The sequence below is a fragment of the Phytohabitans maris genome (assembly GCF_031085175.1).
Classification (GTDB): Bacteria; Actinomycetota; Actinomycetes; order Mycobacteriales; family Micromonosporaceae; genus Phytohabitans; species Phytohabitans maris.
This window is the reverse complement of the sequence record NZ_JAVHUY010000019.1, coordinates 14,280-27,992: the sequence shown is the minus strand read 5'-3', so window position 1 is coordinate 27,992 and position 13,713 is coordinate 14,280. Positions and strand designations below refer to the sequence as shown.

The 13,713-nt window shown below is 70.6% G+C and carries 13 protein-coding genes and 1 tRNA gene; 7 read left to right on the top strand and 7 right to left on the bottom strand.

Annotation, left to right across the window (positions count from 1 at the left end; all coding sequences use genetic code 11):
* Positions 1–29: 29 nt before the first annotated feature.
* Entirely contained in the window at positions 30–1,628 is a 1,599-nt protein-coding gene (locus tag RB614_RS20990; RefSeq protein WP_308714270.1) for an MFS transporter, read from the bottom strand.
* A 113-nt stretch (positions 1,629–1,741) separates the two neighbouring features.
* Here RB614_RS20990 and RB614_RS20985 point away from each other — a divergent pair, with 113 nt between their 5' ends.
* Positions 1,742–2,374: a TetR family transcriptional regulator gene (locus RB614_RS20985; protein ID WP_308714269.1), complete on the top strand. Its 633-nt coding sequence runs from the start codon at positions 1,742–1,744 to the stop codon at positions 2,372–2,374.
* Here the strand turns inward: RB614_RS20985 and RB614_RS20980 are convergent.
* Entirely contained in the window at positions 2,371–3,531 is a 1,161-nt protein-coding gene (locus tag RB614_RS20980; protein WP_308714268.1) for a hypothetical protein, read from the bottom strand. The genes RB614_RS20985 and RB614_RS20980 overlap by 4 nt on opposite strands.
* 192 nt (positions 3,532–3,723) lie before the next feature.
* On the opposite strand from RB614_RS20980, the gene RB614_RS20975 reads away from it, so the two are divergent.
* Entirely contained in the window at positions 3,724–4,611 is an 888-nt protein-coding gene (locus RB614_RS20975; protein ID WP_308714267.1) for a PASTA domain-containing protein, read from the top strand.
* Between the two features lie 9 nt (positions 4,612–4,620).
* Here RB614_RS20975 and RB614_RS20970 read toward each other — a convergent pair whose 3' ends face one another.
* Complete coding sequence (locus RB614_RS20970) at positions 4,621–5,373, bottom strand: hypothetical protein (RefSeq protein ID WP_308714266.1); 753 nt, start codon at positions 5,371–5,373, stop codon at positions 4,621–4,623.
* Between the two features lie 290 nt (positions 5,374–5,663).
* Complete coding sequence (locus tag RB614_RS20965; RefSeq protein WP_308714265.1) at positions 5,664–5,951, bottom strand: hypothetical protein; 288 nt, start codon at positions 5,949–5,951, stop codon at positions 5,664–5,666.
* A 484-nt stretch (positions 5,952–6,435) separates the two neighbouring features.
* Here RB614_RS20965 and RB614_RS20960 point away from each other — a divergent pair, with 484 nt between their 5' ends.
* The 4 genes from RB614_RS20960 (at position 6,436) to RB614_RS20945 (ending at position 10,283) form a co-directional block, all read left to right on the top strand.
* Positions 6,436–7,317 carry a helix-turn-helix domain-containing protein gene (locus tag RB614_RS20960; protein ID WP_308714264.1) on the top strand — a complete coding sequence of 294 codons (882 nt, stop codon included), beginning with the start codon at positions 6,436–6,438 and terminating at the stop codon, positions 7,315–7,317.
* Complete coding sequence (locus RB614_RS20955) at positions 7,281–7,508, top strand: DUF397 domain-containing protein (protein WP_173157699.1); 228 nt, start codon at positions 7,281–7,283, stop codon at positions 7,506–7,508. Before RB614_RS20960 ends, RB614_RS20955 begins: the two co-directional genes overlap by 37 nt.
* Positions 7,509–7,749: 241 nt before the next feature.
* Positions 7,750–8,211 carry a hypothetical protein gene (locus tag RB614_RS20950; RefSeq protein WP_308714263.1) on the top strand — a complete coding sequence of 154 codons (462 nt, stop codon included), beginning with the start codon at positions 7,750–7,752 and terminating at the stop codon, positions 8,209–8,211.
* Positions 8,212–8,393: 182 nt separating this feature from the next.
* On the top strand, positions 8,394–10,283 hold the full coding sequence (locus RB614_RS20945; RefSeq protein ID WP_308714262.1) for a S8 family peptidase: 1,890 nt from the start codon (positions 8,394–8,396) through the stop codon (positions 10,281–10,283).
* Positions 10,284–10,353: 70 nt separating this feature from the next.
* On the opposite strand, the gene RB614_RS20940 is transcribed toward RB614_RS20945, so the two are convergent.
* The 3 genes from RB614_RS20940 to RB614_RS20930 all read right to left on the bottom strand — a co-directional run bounded on the left by RB614_RS20940 (position 10,354) and on the right by RB614_RS20930 (position 12,705).
* Entirely contained in the window at positions 10,354–11,127 is a 774-nt protein-coding gene (locus RB614_RS20940; RefSeq protein WP_308714261.1) for a 3-ketoacyl-ACP reductase, read from the bottom strand.
* On the bottom strand, positions 11,124–12,497 hold the full coding sequence (locus tag RB614_RS20935; protein ID WP_308714260.1) for a hypothetical protein: 1,374 nt from the start codon (positions 12,495–12,497) through the stop codon (positions 11,124–11,126). The genes RB614_RS20940 and RB614_RS20935 overlap by 4 nt, the downstream gene beginning before the upstream one ends.
* Before the next feature lie 122 nt (positions 12,498–12,619).
* Positions 12,620–12,705, bottom strand: a tRNA-Leu gene (locus RB614_RS20930).
* A 206-nt stretch (positions 12,706–12,911) separates the two neighbouring features.
* On the opposite strand from RB614_RS20930, the gene RB614_RS20925 reads away from it, so the two are divergent.
* Positions 12,912–13,709: an FHA domain-containing protein gene (locus tag RB614_RS20925; protein WP_173057321.1), complete on the top strand. Its 798-nt coding sequence runs from the start codon at positions 12,912–12,914 to the stop codon at positions 13,707–13,709.
* Positions 13,710–13,713 lie beyond the last annotated feature (4 nt).

Below are 13,713 nucleotides of genomic sequence, written 5' to 3'. Positions count from 1 at the left end.
CGCGGAGCGCCCTCGACATGGAGTGTTGATCAGACCCCCGCGTGGGCTCCCGCCGTGGTGTTCTCCCCGCGCCGGACGAGCAGCGCCGCGACCGCCGCCAGCAGCGCGATCGCCGCACCCACCGTCAGCGCGCCCTGAAAGCCCGTCATGAACGCCAGGTGGCTGCCGGTCGTGATCGCGTCGGCGAGCGGCTGCGGCGCGCCCGGCGGTACCGGTGCGACCCCCTGTGCCACGTAGTCCTCGGCGGCCGTGAAGCCCGGTGCCATCTCTGCCGGCACCCCGGCACCGGTCAGCTTCTCGACCAGTACGTCGCCGACCCGGGTGGCCAGGATCGTGCCGAACACCGTGGTGCCGAGCACGCCCCCGAGCTGGGCCGCGGTCTGCTGGATGCCGCCGGCGAGCCCGGCCAGGTGTACCGGCGCGTTGCCGACGATGGCCTCGGTGCTGCCCACCAGCACCATGCCGAAGCCCATGCCGATCACGATGAACCACGGCCAGAGCGACAGGTAGTCGGCCTGCACACCGATCCGGGAGAGCGCGAAGAGCGCGACCGAGGTCAGCAACATGCCGATCACGAGCGGCGGGCGCGGGCCGAACCGGGCGGTGAGCGCACCGGCCACCGGCGAGGCCACGATGAACGTCGCGGTCATCGGCAGCAGGCGTACGCCCGCGTCGACCGGGCTCATGCCGTGCACCTGCTGCAGATACAGGGTCAGGAAGAAGAACGAGCCGAAGAGGGCGAAGAAGCCCAGCATCGCCAGCCCGGTGCCGGCCGAGAACGATCGGTCGCGGAAGAGCCCGAGCGGCATCAGCGGGTGCGCGGCCCAGCGTTCGCGGAGGATGAACGCCGTGCCCAGCACCGCCGCCCCGGCGAAGAAACCGAGCGGGACGATGTCGCCAAAGCCGTACTCCTGCGCCTTGATCAGGCCCCAGACGAGGCTGAACAGGGCCGCGGAGAGCAGCCCGACGCCGGGCAGGTCGAACGAGCCGGCGGCCTCGGGGTCGCGCGACTGCCGCACCACCCACAGGCCCAGCAGGATCGCCACGGCGGCGACCGGGCCGTTGAGGAAGAAGACCCACTCCCAGCTCGCGTTCTCCACGAGCAGGCCGGCCACAATGGGGCCGCTGGCGATGGCCAGGCCGGAGGTGCCGGCCCAGATGCCGATGGCCATGTTGAGTTTTTCGGCCGGGAACGTGTTGCGAAGGATCGCGAGGCTGGCCGGCTGGAGCAGCGCGCCGGCGAAGCCCTGCATCACCCGCCAGAAGATCACCATCTCGATCGAACCGGAGAGCCCCACCGCCACCGAGGCGATCGCGAAGCCCGCGACGCCGACGAGGAAGACGGTCTTGCGGCCGAACCGGTCGGCGAGGCGCCCGGCGACGATCAGGGACACCGCGAGCGCGAGCAGGTAGCCGTTGGTAACCCACTGGAGCTGGGCGAAGTCGGCGCCGAGATCGCGGGCGATCGCCGGGTTGGCGATGGCCACGACCGTCGCGTCGAGGCCCACGACCATCACGCCGAGGGCTACGGCCAGGAGGGTCAGCCAGGGATGACCGTGGCCGCGACGGCTGGGCCGCCGTAGGTCGGTGTTCGGCCCACCGGGCCGGGTCAGGGTTGCCTGTGACATGAGAGCGAATCTGTCAGTGCCTGACAGATGTCGTCAACCGACTTACGTCTGATAGTGACGACTGTCATGCCGGGAATAAAGTCGGAGCTGGACACCACCCGTATACTTTCCGCATGTCGCCGAGTACCACCGTGGATGGCACGAGCCTGCGGGAGCGCAAGAAGCAGCGCACCCGGGAGGCTCTCATCGACGCGGCCTTCGAGCTCTTCACGACCAAGGGCTTCGAGGCGACGACCGTCGACGAGATCGCCGAGGCGGTCGAGGTGTCGTCCCGGACGTTCTTCCGCTACTTCGGCTCCAAAGAGGACGTTGCCACTTCGGTGCAGCTCCAGCAGTTCCTCGACGTCTACTCGGCGCTCGATGCCCGCCCCGCCGGCGAGCCCGTGGTCACCGCCCTGCGCCACGCGGTCGGCCAGGTCCTCCGGGCGTACGAGGAGGGTGGCGACGATGCGTTCCAGTTCGCGTGTGTGATGCGGCTCGTGCAGGACAGCCCGGCCGTGATGGCCCGGAGCCTGGAGATGTGCACCGAGCAGCTCGACGAGATGGCCCTGCGGGTGGCGGGCCGGATGGGTGTCGACCCGATCGCCGACCCGCGCCCCAAGCTGGTGGCCGCGGTGGCCAGCGCGGCGCTGCAGGTGGCGGTGCGGGCCTGGCGGGAGACCGAGCCCGACGAAAAGGTCTCCGACCTGGCCGACCGCGCGTTCGCGCTGCTGGAGGCCGGGATCAACTACCCGCCGCCGGCCTAGCGGCGCTTCGGCTTCTTCTTTTCCTGCTCCGGCCAGAGCGGGGTGGCGACCGACGCCTGTCCGCGGGCCGGCTCGGTCGACGCGGCCGCTGGCTCGCTGGCCGGTGCGGAGTCGGAGACGTAGGCGCGGGCCGGGGCGTACGCGTCGTCCTCCAGGTCGGCACCGGCGGGCTGGGCCGGCACCGGCACCCGTTCGAGATCGGTCTCCGGCTCGGTCTCCGGCTCCGGCGCCGGCTCGTCGGGCCACCGCAGCAGCGCCATGTCGTCTTTTCGGCGCGCGTCCCGGCGCTGGCTGATCGCGGTCACCAGCACCGATCCGGCCAGGCCGGCGATCACCGCGTACGGCGCGAGCAGGTGTGCGGAGAGCTGCTCGGCTCGGATGCCGACGAGTGTGGGGGCGGCCAGGAAGTACGCCGCCGCGACGAGCAGCGGTCCGACACCGCCGGAGACCGCGGTGCCCACCCGGCCGTCCAGGCGCTTGGCCGCCGGCCACGCGGCGAGCGCGCCGATCACCAGCGCCGAGCCGAGCGTGAGGGCGGCGCCGGGCAGGTAGATGTTGCGGAACCAGTAGCGGTCGGCGTCCGAGGTGATCTGCCAGACCCCGAGCTGGGCGGAGGCGAGGCCGCGTCCGGTGGCGACCCCGTCGATCACGGCGATCACGGCGAGCAGCCACAGCCAGCTCGCGGTGGCGATCACGTTGGCCGCGACGGCCCGGGAGGCGACCGCCCACAGGGCCACGAGCAGGCCGACGATCACGCCGATCGCCGCGTATCCCGCCGCTATGGTCTGCGGCGTGAACGTGTCGGCCCGGGCCGCCTCGCGGGCCGGTATCGCCACCAGGGCCACCGTCGCCAGGGCGCCGACCGCGGCGGCCACCGTGAGCGCGCCCCTGGAGAGCACGCCGGTGAGCGTGTCTCTGCTGTCCACTATGGAGGCGCTCATCCGGTCGGCGCAGATCGCCCCGATGATCGTGGACGTGGCCGCGATCCAGGTCGCCCACGCGAGGCTGGCCACCCAGGTGGCTTCGTTGGCGCCATTCGGCGACGGCAGCCACGCGATGATGCCGAGCCCATAGCCCAGCCCGAGCTGCGCGGCGCTTGCGCCGGCAGCTATCCCGATCGCGGTCGCGACCGATCCTCCCCAGCCTCGAACGGCCATGCGGGGCAGCGTAGCTTCCTTGCGCTATCGCCCCCGTGCGGGGCAACACGCTTCCGGGCGGATCGCCCGATAGGTTGGGCCCCAGGGCTGGTGGGGTCCGCACACGACGAGGGCGGATCGCTCCAGCGACCTGGGGCGACGGCGAGCGCAGCCAGCAGAGCCCGGAAGATCCGCGCCGGAGAGGACGACGCCATGGCCGACGACCGCGATCCGGACGGTCCCGCTCCCGGTGCCGGCTCCGACCCCGCTCCCGGCTCCGACCCCGCTCCCGGCTCCGGCGACCCGCGGGACGAGCCGGATCAGACCCGGGAGTTCGATCCGTTCGCGGACGAGGACGAGGCGGACGGCGCCCCCGCGGCTGGAAAGCCCGACGAAGCCCGCACCGATCCCGACCGGACCGCCCAGCTCCCGCCAACCGGCGGCGAGACCCGGCAGATGCCGCCCACGGGCGGCGAAACCCGGCAGATGCCCGCGGCCGGCGACGAGACCCGGCGGATGCCGGCCGAGACCGCGCAGGTGCCGCCCGAGCCCGCCGCCTGGTCCGGCCGGGCCGGCGTGCCCCCACCGGACTCCGTACGCGGGCCGGCGCCCACCGAATGGGCACCACCGCCCGAGGACGGCGGTGGTAGGTGGTGGATGCCGATCGTGCTCGGCATCGTGGCGCTGCTGCTGGTCGCCGGCCTGATCACGGGCATCTGGCTGATCTACGAGGCAAACAAGGTGGAGCCCACCCCGACGCCCTCGCCGACCCTCGCGCCGACCTCCGCCCCGGCCACCTCCGCCGCGCCGACCACGAGCTCGGCGCCGCCACCCACGACCGCGCCGGCCGGCGTACCGGTGCCGCCGCTCGTGGGGCTGACCGACGAGGAGGCGCGGGACGAGCTCGACCGGCTGGGCCTGAGCTACCGCCTCGTGTACCGGCCGGCGGAGGAACCCCCGAACACCGTGATCGAAACGGATCCGGCGGAAGGGGAGGTCGTACCCGAGGGCACCGAGATCACGCTGGTGATCGCCAGCCCGCTGACGCCGACCGAGCAGCCCACGTTCGCCCCGACCGTGTCGCCGACGCCGACCTCCTGACGCACCACCTCACCAGCGGCGGCGGCGCAGGCCCACCATCATGAGGCCGACGGCGGCCAGCGTGAGACCGATCGCGCCGGAGTAGACCAGCGTGTGCTGGTACTCGCTGGCCGGTGTGGTCTCCACCGGCTCGGCCCGCGGCGGTGCGGTCGCCCGCCCGGTCGCGCTCGGCTCCGGCGTCGGCTCGTCGACCGTGTCGCCGAGCCCCAGGTCGTCGTCCGGACCGGCGACCACCGGGTCGCGGGGCAGCGGATCCTCTGTGGACGGTTCGGGCAGCGCGCCGCCCTGGGAGTGCTGTCCCGATGGCGGGCTACTGGTCTTCGGCGCGGCGCCGGCCGTACGCGGCGGGCTCGGAGTGTCCGTCTCGCCGGCGGACCCGGTCGGATATGGCGGCCCGGTCACCGTGGCGGAGCCGGTCGGGGTACCCGGCGCCGGGTCGGTCGGGTCGCCAGGAGTTGCTGTCCAGCCGGTCGATGGTGGCGGCTCGTACGCCGGCGTCGTCGGCGGGACCCAGTCGTGGCCGCCGGCCGGGCGGGACGGTTCTCCGGTCATCCGCGACGGATCGGGCCACGAGGGGTCGGTCCAGTGGTGGTAGCGGTACCAGTCGTCCGGCGGACCGCTGGGGGAGGGTTTCGGCGTGCTCGCTACGACGACGAACCCGCCACCGGCCGCGGCTATGTGCGTCGGGGCGCCGGAGAACTCGTGCACCGGCGAGGCAGCGACCGGCTGGCCACCGGTCAGGGCGACGGTCGTCAGCAGCACACCGAAGAGCAGTGCGCGCAGGCTCAGCCCACGAGCGGAGCAGGGATGCCGAAATACGCGTGTGGGCGCTGTGATCATGCCGTCCCCCAGGCTCGGGGTCCGGTCGCGAGTGGGGTCGGCGGGTGCCTTTGAGTCTAGGCGAGCCCGCGGACCACCGGACGGGGAACGGCCAACAGCCCCTAGTGCGGTGGCCACTAACGTTCACCGGGTGACCGGCGGCCTTCGGCCGCTGGTCACCCGGGCCGGCGAAGCCGGCAAAGGGAAGCCGGCAAAGGTTAGTGGCCAGCGCACTAGCGCGTGCGGGCGCGGACCCCGTTGGGCCGGGCGGCCGGGTGGCGCGCGTTGCGCTGGCGGATGTCAGGTGCGGACCCGACCGTGCGGAGGCCGCTGATCTTTACGAAGATCGACCTGCGCTCGACCGCCTCACCACTGCCGTTGAGCTCGTAGCCGTCGAGCCAGACCCAACCGTCGTAGGTCGGCCAGTCGTGGACCCGGATCACCCGAAAGAGCATCGGGTCGGCGAACTGGACGCTCGCCTCGCGGCTTACGTGGAGCACGTCACCTGACCGGGGTAACACATCGACTCCTGTCCCAAAACTGCCGATTTCAGCCAAAGTTTGCCGGACCGTGTGCTTCACGGCTCACCTCGGGGGTCACCGCTGGGTGATGCCTCCGCCGCGCCGGACTACGCCTCCAGCTGCGGCGATGCCGCAACCTGCCCGACTGGTCGGGGACGGTAAGTGACCCGAGCCATACGGACAGGGTGCACCATGAACATGATCAATGCAAGTTGCAACTTCGGGTCGATCCGGTCGGGTCGCGGGAGCATGACCGTGGCTTGATGTCCCGCTCGGAAACGCGCAAACTGAACGCGGTGACCGGCCGACGAGCCGGTGCCTTTGCGTGTCAGCGCGAGTGAACGGATACACCCCGCGTAACCGCGGACCGGTTCGCCGTGATGTCGCAGCTCCGTCATAGCATGCGTCCGCCGTGACGGGTACCCGTGACGCCGATTCGCGACAGACTCGCAAGCCCTTGGGGACGCGACTTCGGAGGTGACCCGTGACGGAGCGTCGGAGTCCGACTATTCGCCGCCGCCGGCTCGGAGCCGAGCTGCGGCGCCGGCGCGAAGCCGCGGGAGTGACGATCGAAGGAGTCGCCGAGCGTTTGGAATGCTCGGCCTCCAAGGTGTCGAGAATCGAAACCGGCCACACCACGGCCACTCCCCGTGATGTCCGCGACATGCTCGAGATCTATGGGGTCCGCGGCGACGAGTGCGAGGAACTCGTGCAGATCGCTCGCGAGGCCCGGCAGAAGGGCTGGTGGCATGCGTACAGCACCGTGCTCACCGGCGCTTACGTCGGTCTCGAGCAGGCAGCGGAATCGGTTCGAGCCTACGAACAGCAGGTGATGCCCGGGCTACTGCAGACCGAGGAATACGCCAAGGCAATGATCCGTGCCGCGCGGCCGGATATCACGACTGAAGAGGTCGACCGCCGGGTACGTGTCCGGCTGAACCGTCAGTCGTTACTGACACAGGACGATGCGATCGACCTGTGGGTGGTTCTCGACGAAGCCGTCCTCAGCCGCCCCATCGGCGGCGATGCCGTCATGTGTGCTCAGCTGGAGCGACTCGTGGAGGCCGCGGAGTTACCCAATGTGACATTGCAGGTTTTGCCCTTCGAGGTCGGCGCTCATGCCGGCATGGACGGTACGTTCACGATCCTCAACTTCTCGGAGCCCAGCGACCCGGGGGTGGTTTTCGCCGAAAACGCCACCGGCGGCCTGTTCTTGGAGAAGAGTGAGGAGCTGCGGAAGTACATGTTCATCTTTGATCACATCCGCGCCGCGGCCCTCCGTCCGGAGGAGTCCGTGGCACTCATCCGAAAGTTGACTAAGGAGCCGTTGTGGAAGTCGAGACAAAGGGGTTCCGGCTGGACCTGAGCCGCGCTGTCTGGCAGAAGAGCTCGCGGAGCGGTCCCAGCTGCGACAACTGCGTCGAAGTGGCTTTCGTCGACCAGGCGATCGCCGTGCGGGACTCGAAGAACCCGACCGGTCCGGTGCTGATCTTCACGGCCGACGAGTGGGACGCATTCGTCGGGGGTGCCAAGGACGGCGAGTTCGACCTCGACTGACGGCATTTCGTTTCGCACTTGTGGTCTGGCGGGAAGGCGTGGCCCTCTAGCCCACGATCGGAACGGATGACGCAGTCTGATGCGCAGCCGTGTCGCCATGCGTAGTGGCGGCGCGGCTGTGCGCACGCGCGCCATTAGCGCGCGTCTTAATAGTATGACGTTATCCGTACAGGGAGTGAGTATACGGTAGCTCGCGCGCAGTAGCCAGAGTCGCGAGCCAATAAAACTCGTTGTACCGGTCATGACGATTGGACCTGACGAGCGAGCGAACGGCCCGGTGAGCACCCAGGAGCGGTTTCCCCCGGAGCCCTCGGACCGGTACCCGACGCCAGGGGTGGGGTACCGCACGGACGGGCGGGACGCCCTGGGCGGGCGGGAGCCCCACCCCGGCGACCGCCTCATGCACCCGGGCGAGCTGGGCCACCCCGGCGAGCTCGAGCCCGACCCGGACCTGTCGCCGCACAGCCGCAACGGCAACGGCGGGCTGGACCTGTCCGGACTCACCGAGCCCGTCTTCCCGCCGGCCACCTGGCTGGACGGCCCGGCCGGCGCACTCGCCGACCACCCGCTGCTGCGCGGCCTGCTCCTGGAGCTACCGCCGAAGGGCACCGTGCCGCCGCCCGGGTGGCTGGACCGCTGGTTCGAGGCGGCCCGCTCCATCCTGGAGCTCCTCTACCTACAGCAGGGCAACCGGTCCCGGTAGGCGGCCGGCTTCGAGCGGAAGGACCACGCCCGTTACCTATCGCCAGTGATATAGAAAGTTCAACATCTGTCGCTGGCTGACATAACCACATAATCTCTCCTCCGATCGGCAAACATCTTTGCCCGATCCGGCGCCACAAGCGTCTGGACGGCTGTGCGGCCGGTCAGAGGGGAGGACGGGAGATGACACTCCCGCGTTCGCGTCGCCGCCTGGCGACGCTCGGCATGGCCACCGTCGCTGTGACGGTGGCCGTCGCAATGGCGGCACCGCCCGCGCTCGCGCAGGAGCCGACAGGTGCGATCCGCAACGCCGGAGGCGACACCGCCGTCGCCGACAGCTACATCGTTGTGTTCAAGGACAGTTCGGTCACCCGGGCGGGCGTCGACAAGGCGGCCCGCGACCTGGCCAGCAAGCACGACGGGGCGGTCGCGCGTACGTACCGCGCCGCGCTGCGGGGCTTCGAGGTGAAGGCCACCGCGGCACGTGCGGCACGGATCGCGGCGGACCCGGCCGTGGCCTATGTGGAGCAGAACCACACGGTCCGCATCCAGGACACCCAGAACAACCCCCCGAGCTGGGGCCTGGACCGCATCGACCAGCGCAACCTGCCGCTGAGCAGCTCGTACACGTACCCGACGACCGCGCCGACGGTGCACGCGTACATCATCGACACCGGCATCCGGTTTAGCCACAGCGACCTCGGCGGGCGCGCGACCAGCGGCTTCGACGCGGTTGACGGCGGGGCGGCGGACGACTGCAACGGCCACGGCACGCACGTGGCGGGCACGGTCGGCGGCTCGGCGTACGGCGTGGCCAAGGCAGTGCAGCTCGTCGGCGTCCGGGTGCTCAACTGCTCGGGCAGCGGCACGCTCGCCGGCGTCGTCGGCGGCGTCGACTGGGTCACGGCCAACGCGATCAAGCCGGCCGTGGCGAACATGAGCCTCGGTGGCGGCGCCAACACCTCGATCGACACCGCGGTCCGCAACTCGATCAACTCGGGTGTCACGTACGCCGTCGCGGCGGGCAACGGCAACGCGCTCGGCGTGCGGCAGGACGCCTGCAACTACTCCCCGGCCCGGGTCGCCGAGGCGATCACGGTCGGCGCCACCCAGAACAACGACGCCGCCGCGAGCTTCTCCAACTTCGGCACCTGCGTCGACATCCTCGCGCCCGGCGTCAACATCACGTCCTCGTGGTACACCAGCGACACCGCCACGAACACGATCAGCGGTACCTCGATGGCCACCCCGCACGTCGCGGGCGCGTCGGCGCTGGTCCTCGCGGCCAACCCGACGTGGACCCCCACCCAGGTACGCGACTACCTGGTCAACAACGCCACCCCCAACGTCATCACCAACGTGGGCACCGGTACCCCGAACCGGCTGCTCTTCGTGGTGCAGAACGGCACCCCGCCAGCCAACGACTTCTCCGTGTCGGTGTCGCCGACCTCCGGTTCGGTCACGGCCGGCAGCTCGGCCAGCACGACGGTCAACACGGCCACCACGGCCGGGTCGCCGCAGTCGGTGAGCCTGTCGGCGACCGGCCTGCCCACCGGTGCGACGGCGAGCTTCAGCCCCGTGTCGGTCAGCTCGGGTAGCTCGTCGAGCTTGACGATCTCCACCACGGCCTCGGTCACCAACGGCACGTACCCGATCACGGTCACCGGTACCGGCGCGGCCGGCACCCGGACCGCGACGTACACGCTGACCGTGACCGGCGGCAGCAGCGGCAGCTGCACCGGCACCAACGGCACGGACGTGAACATCCCCGACCTGGGCACCGCGTCCAGCACGATCACCATCGCCTGCGGCCGCAACGGCTCGGCCAGCTCGACGGTGGCCGTCAACATCGTCCACACCTACCGCGGTGACCTGGTCGTCGACCTGCTGGCGCCGGACGGCACCGCGTACCGGCTGAAGAACAGCTCCGGCACCGACAGCGCCGACAACGTCAACGCGACCTACACCGTCAACCTCTCGACCGAGGCGGCGAACGGAACCTGGACGCTGCGCGTACAGGATGTGGCACGCCTCGACACCGGCTACATCAACACCTGGACGCTGACCGTCTAGTCGGCTCCCGGACCCGACCTGGGGAGGTCGGCGGGGCTCCCGCACCCACGGGCGCGGGAGCCCTGTCGGGTCAGAGGGTACGGAGGTGGAAGCCGCCGTCCACGTCGATGACCTGTCCGGTGCTGAACGGCAGCAGGTCGGTCGCCACCGCCACCACCGCCTTGCCGACGTCCTCCGGGCGGCCCCAGCGCCGGATCGGCGTGAGCCCCTGGTTGAAGATCAGGTCGTCGTACCTCTCCCGGACGACCCCGGTCATGTCCGTCTCGATCACACCCGGCCGGATCTCGTACACGTTGATGCCGTGCGGGGCCAGCCGTGCCGCGTACAGCCGGGCAGTCATCGCGAGGCCGGCCTTGGTGACGCAGTAGTCGCCCCGGTTGACGCTCGCCGCGTACGCGCTGACCGACGAGATGATGACGATCTTGGGGTGGGTGAGCGTGCCGGCCTCGATCTGCTCGACCATGTGGCGGGCCACGAGCTGGGTCAGGAAGTACGGCCCCTTGAGGTTGATCGCGACCAGCCGGTCGAACGACTCCTCGGTCGCCTCCAGGATGTCGGCGCGCACGTCCGGTGCCACGCCGGCGTTGTTGACCAGCAGGTCGATCCGGCCGAACGCGCCGACTGCCTCCTCGACCAGCCGCTGCCGGTCGGCGGCCAGCCCGATGTCGGCCTGCACCAGGTGGGCCCGGTGGCCCGCCTCCTCGACCCGCTCGGCCACCTCCTTGGCGGCGGCGGCGTTGCGCGCGTAGTTGACGACCACGTCGTACCCGGATGATGCGAGAGCGAGCACGACGCCGCGCCCGATGCCCCGCGAGCCGCCGGTCACGACGGCGGCCGGGCTCATGCCGCACCGCCGGGGGCCGCGCCGCCGAAGAAGGTGTAGTAGGGCTCGTCGCGCGCCACCCGCTGCACGTAGAGCGCCAGCTCGCGGGCGTGGTAGTCGCCCCACATGCTCGACTCGCCGTTGGGCACCCGCTGGCCGGCGGGTACGTGGTCCCACCCGTTCGGGCGGTGGTAGACGGAGTGGAGGATCAGGCCCTGGTGGCGCCCGTCCGTGCTGAGGTAGGGCTCGCCGAAGAGCGTGTCGCAGACGGTGAGGCCGGCCTGCCAGTAGCGCCGCCCCTCCTCGGCCCGCCCGCGCCCGGCCAGGTAGCGGCCGAGCCGCAGCAGCCCCTGCGCGCCGATCGCGGCGGCGGAGGAGTCCACCGGCTCGTGCGCGTTGTACGGGTCGGCGGGCCGGTCGAGGTAGTCGCCGAGGTGCACGAGCCCGGGCGCACCGGTGTCCCAGTACGGGATGCCGTCCGCCGGCGTGTGCGCGAGGTAGAAGTCACAGGTGGCCATCGCCGCCTCGAGCATGGTGCCGGCGAGGCCCTCCGGCGCGTCCTCGACCGTGTCGAGCCACTCCAGCTGCTCCGGGAAGCCGAGCATCGCCCAGGCCAGCCCGCGGGTCCAGGTGCTGAACGGGGAGTACCCCTGCTGGGTGCTCGGGCACCGGTAGCTGCCGTCGTTGACGTTGAAGATCGACTCGTGGGCGGTGCGGCCGCGGACGTCGTACGTGTCCCGGCCCTCGCCGTAGAAGACGTTCCACCGGGCGGTGTTGGTGGCGTGCTGGGCCAGCCGGTCGAGCAGCGAGATCTGTTCGTCCCGCTCGCCCATCAGCACGTGGCCCAGCTGATGCGAGACGGCGAGCGCGCGGCAGGAGCGGATCGTGTCGACGAAGAGCGACTGCGGCCCGTTGAACGAGTAGATGTAGCCGGTGCCGTCGGCGGTCTCCCGCCACCGGGCCGCCTGCACCGCCCCCGTGATCTTCAGGGCCAGCTCGTAGAAGTTGACGTCGCCGTCGTCGACCCGGCCCTCCCGGGTGAGCCGCCACAGGTTGCCGTACGTGCTGACGTTGTTGAACCCGTGGTCGTGCACGCCGATGTGGCTGAGGTGGCTCGCCATCACCTGGACGGTGAGCTCCCGCCCGAGCTCCAGGAACCGCCGGTCGCCGGTCGCGTCGAACTGGAGCAGCGCCGAGCCGTACTGGAAGCCCTGGGTCCACTCCGTCCAACCGCGCGCCGTGTAGCGACCGTCCACGGTGAACACCGGTGAGGGGGAGCCGGGCGGGCAGGTCTTTTCGATCGAGTCGAGCTTTTCCGCCGAGGCGTCCCAGAGGCGCTCGATCTTGGGCAGCAGGCCGTCGGGCTGGAGCCCGTCGTCGATCCTCATCATGTGCCCAGCATAGGAAAGCGCATTCCTGCCGGGAAGACGGCGCGTCCCTGGATTGTGACCTGATGGTGATGCGAGCTTGGAAACGGAAAGAGCCCGCCCTGCTGGACGGGCTCTCACGCCTGTGGTGGGGAAGGGGGGAGTTGAACCCCCACGCCCTTTCGGGCACACGGACCTGAACCGTGCGCGTCTGCCATTCCGCCACTTCCCCGGACCAGGGGTAGCCCCTGGACACGATGCGGCCACATATTACGCTGTGCGTGGCTGTCCCCAACAAGCAGGTTTGCCACCGCGCGAGCAGGTTACTGCCCGTGGCGCGTGGGAAGAGTAGCACGGCAACACCGGCCACCCGAGACAGGCCGGCAGCAGGGCGGTACGTCGGTGCGCAACCTGCGCGTGCGGCGGCCGGATACCATCATGTCCTCGGAACCCGAGGAGGAGCCGGTGAGCGTGCTGCAACGCTTCGAGAAGCGGTTGGAAGGCCTGGTCGAGGGGGCCTTCGCGAAGGTGTTCAAAGGGGTAGTCCACCCGGTGGAGATCCTCAACGCCATGCAGCGGGAGGCCGAGGCGCACAAAGCGATCCTGGCCGGTGGGCGCACCCTCGTGCCCAACCGCTACGTGATCGATCTTTCGCCGTACGACCACAGTCGGCTCGCGCCGTATGCGGCCGCGCTCGCCCAGGAGCTCGCCCAGTCGCAGGCGGAGTTCATCGGCGAGCAGGCGTGGACCGTCTACGGCGACGTGATCGTCGAGATCGAGCGCGGTGACGGGCTGGACACGGGCATGTTCCGGGTCACGGCCGAGGTCTACACCGGCGGCGAGGTGGCCCCTGTCCAGCAGCCGGCGTACGACGCGCCGGCACCCCCCGCCTACCCCCCGTACGAGCAGGCCCCGGGTGGCTACGGTCCTCCGCCGCAGCACGGCGGTGGCGGGCGCAACGTCCGGCTGGTCTCCGGCGACGGGCGCACCTATCCACTCCAGATGGGTTCGACCGTCATCGGCCGGGGTGACCAGGCCAACCTGCGCCTGCCCGACGTCGGCATCTCCCGCCGCCACGCCCGGCTCGACTTCGACGGTGCCCAGGTGGTGCTCACCGATCTGGGATCGACAAACGGGACCATGGTCAACGGCCAGCGCGTCTCCGCCGTGGCCCTCAACCCCGGCGACATGATCCAGCTCGGAACGACCACCCTCACGTTCCGAGTGGATGGCTAAGGAC

Bases quoted from the DNA above. Each gene is read 5' to 3' on its own strand.
- RB614_RS20990 (WP_308714270.1), bottom strand. From the start codon at position 1,628: ATGTCACAGGCAACCCTGACCCGGCCCGGTGGGCCGAACACCGACCTA.
- RB614_RS20985 (WP_308714269.1), top strand. From the start codon at position 1,742: ATGTCGCCGAGTACCACCGTGGATGGCACGAGCCTGCGGGAGCGCAAG.
- RB614_RS20980 (WP_308714268.1), bottom strand. From the start codon at position 3,531: ATGGCCGTTCGAGGCTGGGGAGGATCGGTCGCGACCGCGATCGGGATA.
- RB614_RS20975 (WP_308714267.1), top strand. From the start codon at position 3,724: ATGGCCGACGACCGCGATCCGGACGGTCCCGCTCCCGGTGCCGGCTCC.
- RB614_RS20950 (WP_308714263.1), top strand. From the start codon at position 7,750: ATGACGATTGGACCTGACGAGCGAGCGAACGGCCCGGTGAGCACCCAG.
- RB614_RS20945 (WP_308714262.1), top strand. From the start codon at position 8,394: ATGACACTCCCGCGTTCGCGTCGCCGCCTGGCGACGCTCGGCATGGCC.
- RB614_RS20940 (WP_308714261.1), bottom strand. From the start codon at position 11,127: ATGAGCCCGGCCGCCGTCGTGACCGGCGGCTCGCGGGGCATCGGGCGC.
- RB614_RS20935 (WP_308714260.1), bottom strand. From the start codon at position 12,497: ATGATGAGGATCGACGACGGGCTCCAGCCCGACGGCCTGCTGCCCAAG.
- RB614_RS20925 (WP_173057321.1), top strand. From the start codon at position 12,912: ATGTCCTCGGAACCCGAGGAGGAGCCGGTGAGCGTGCTGCAACGCTTC.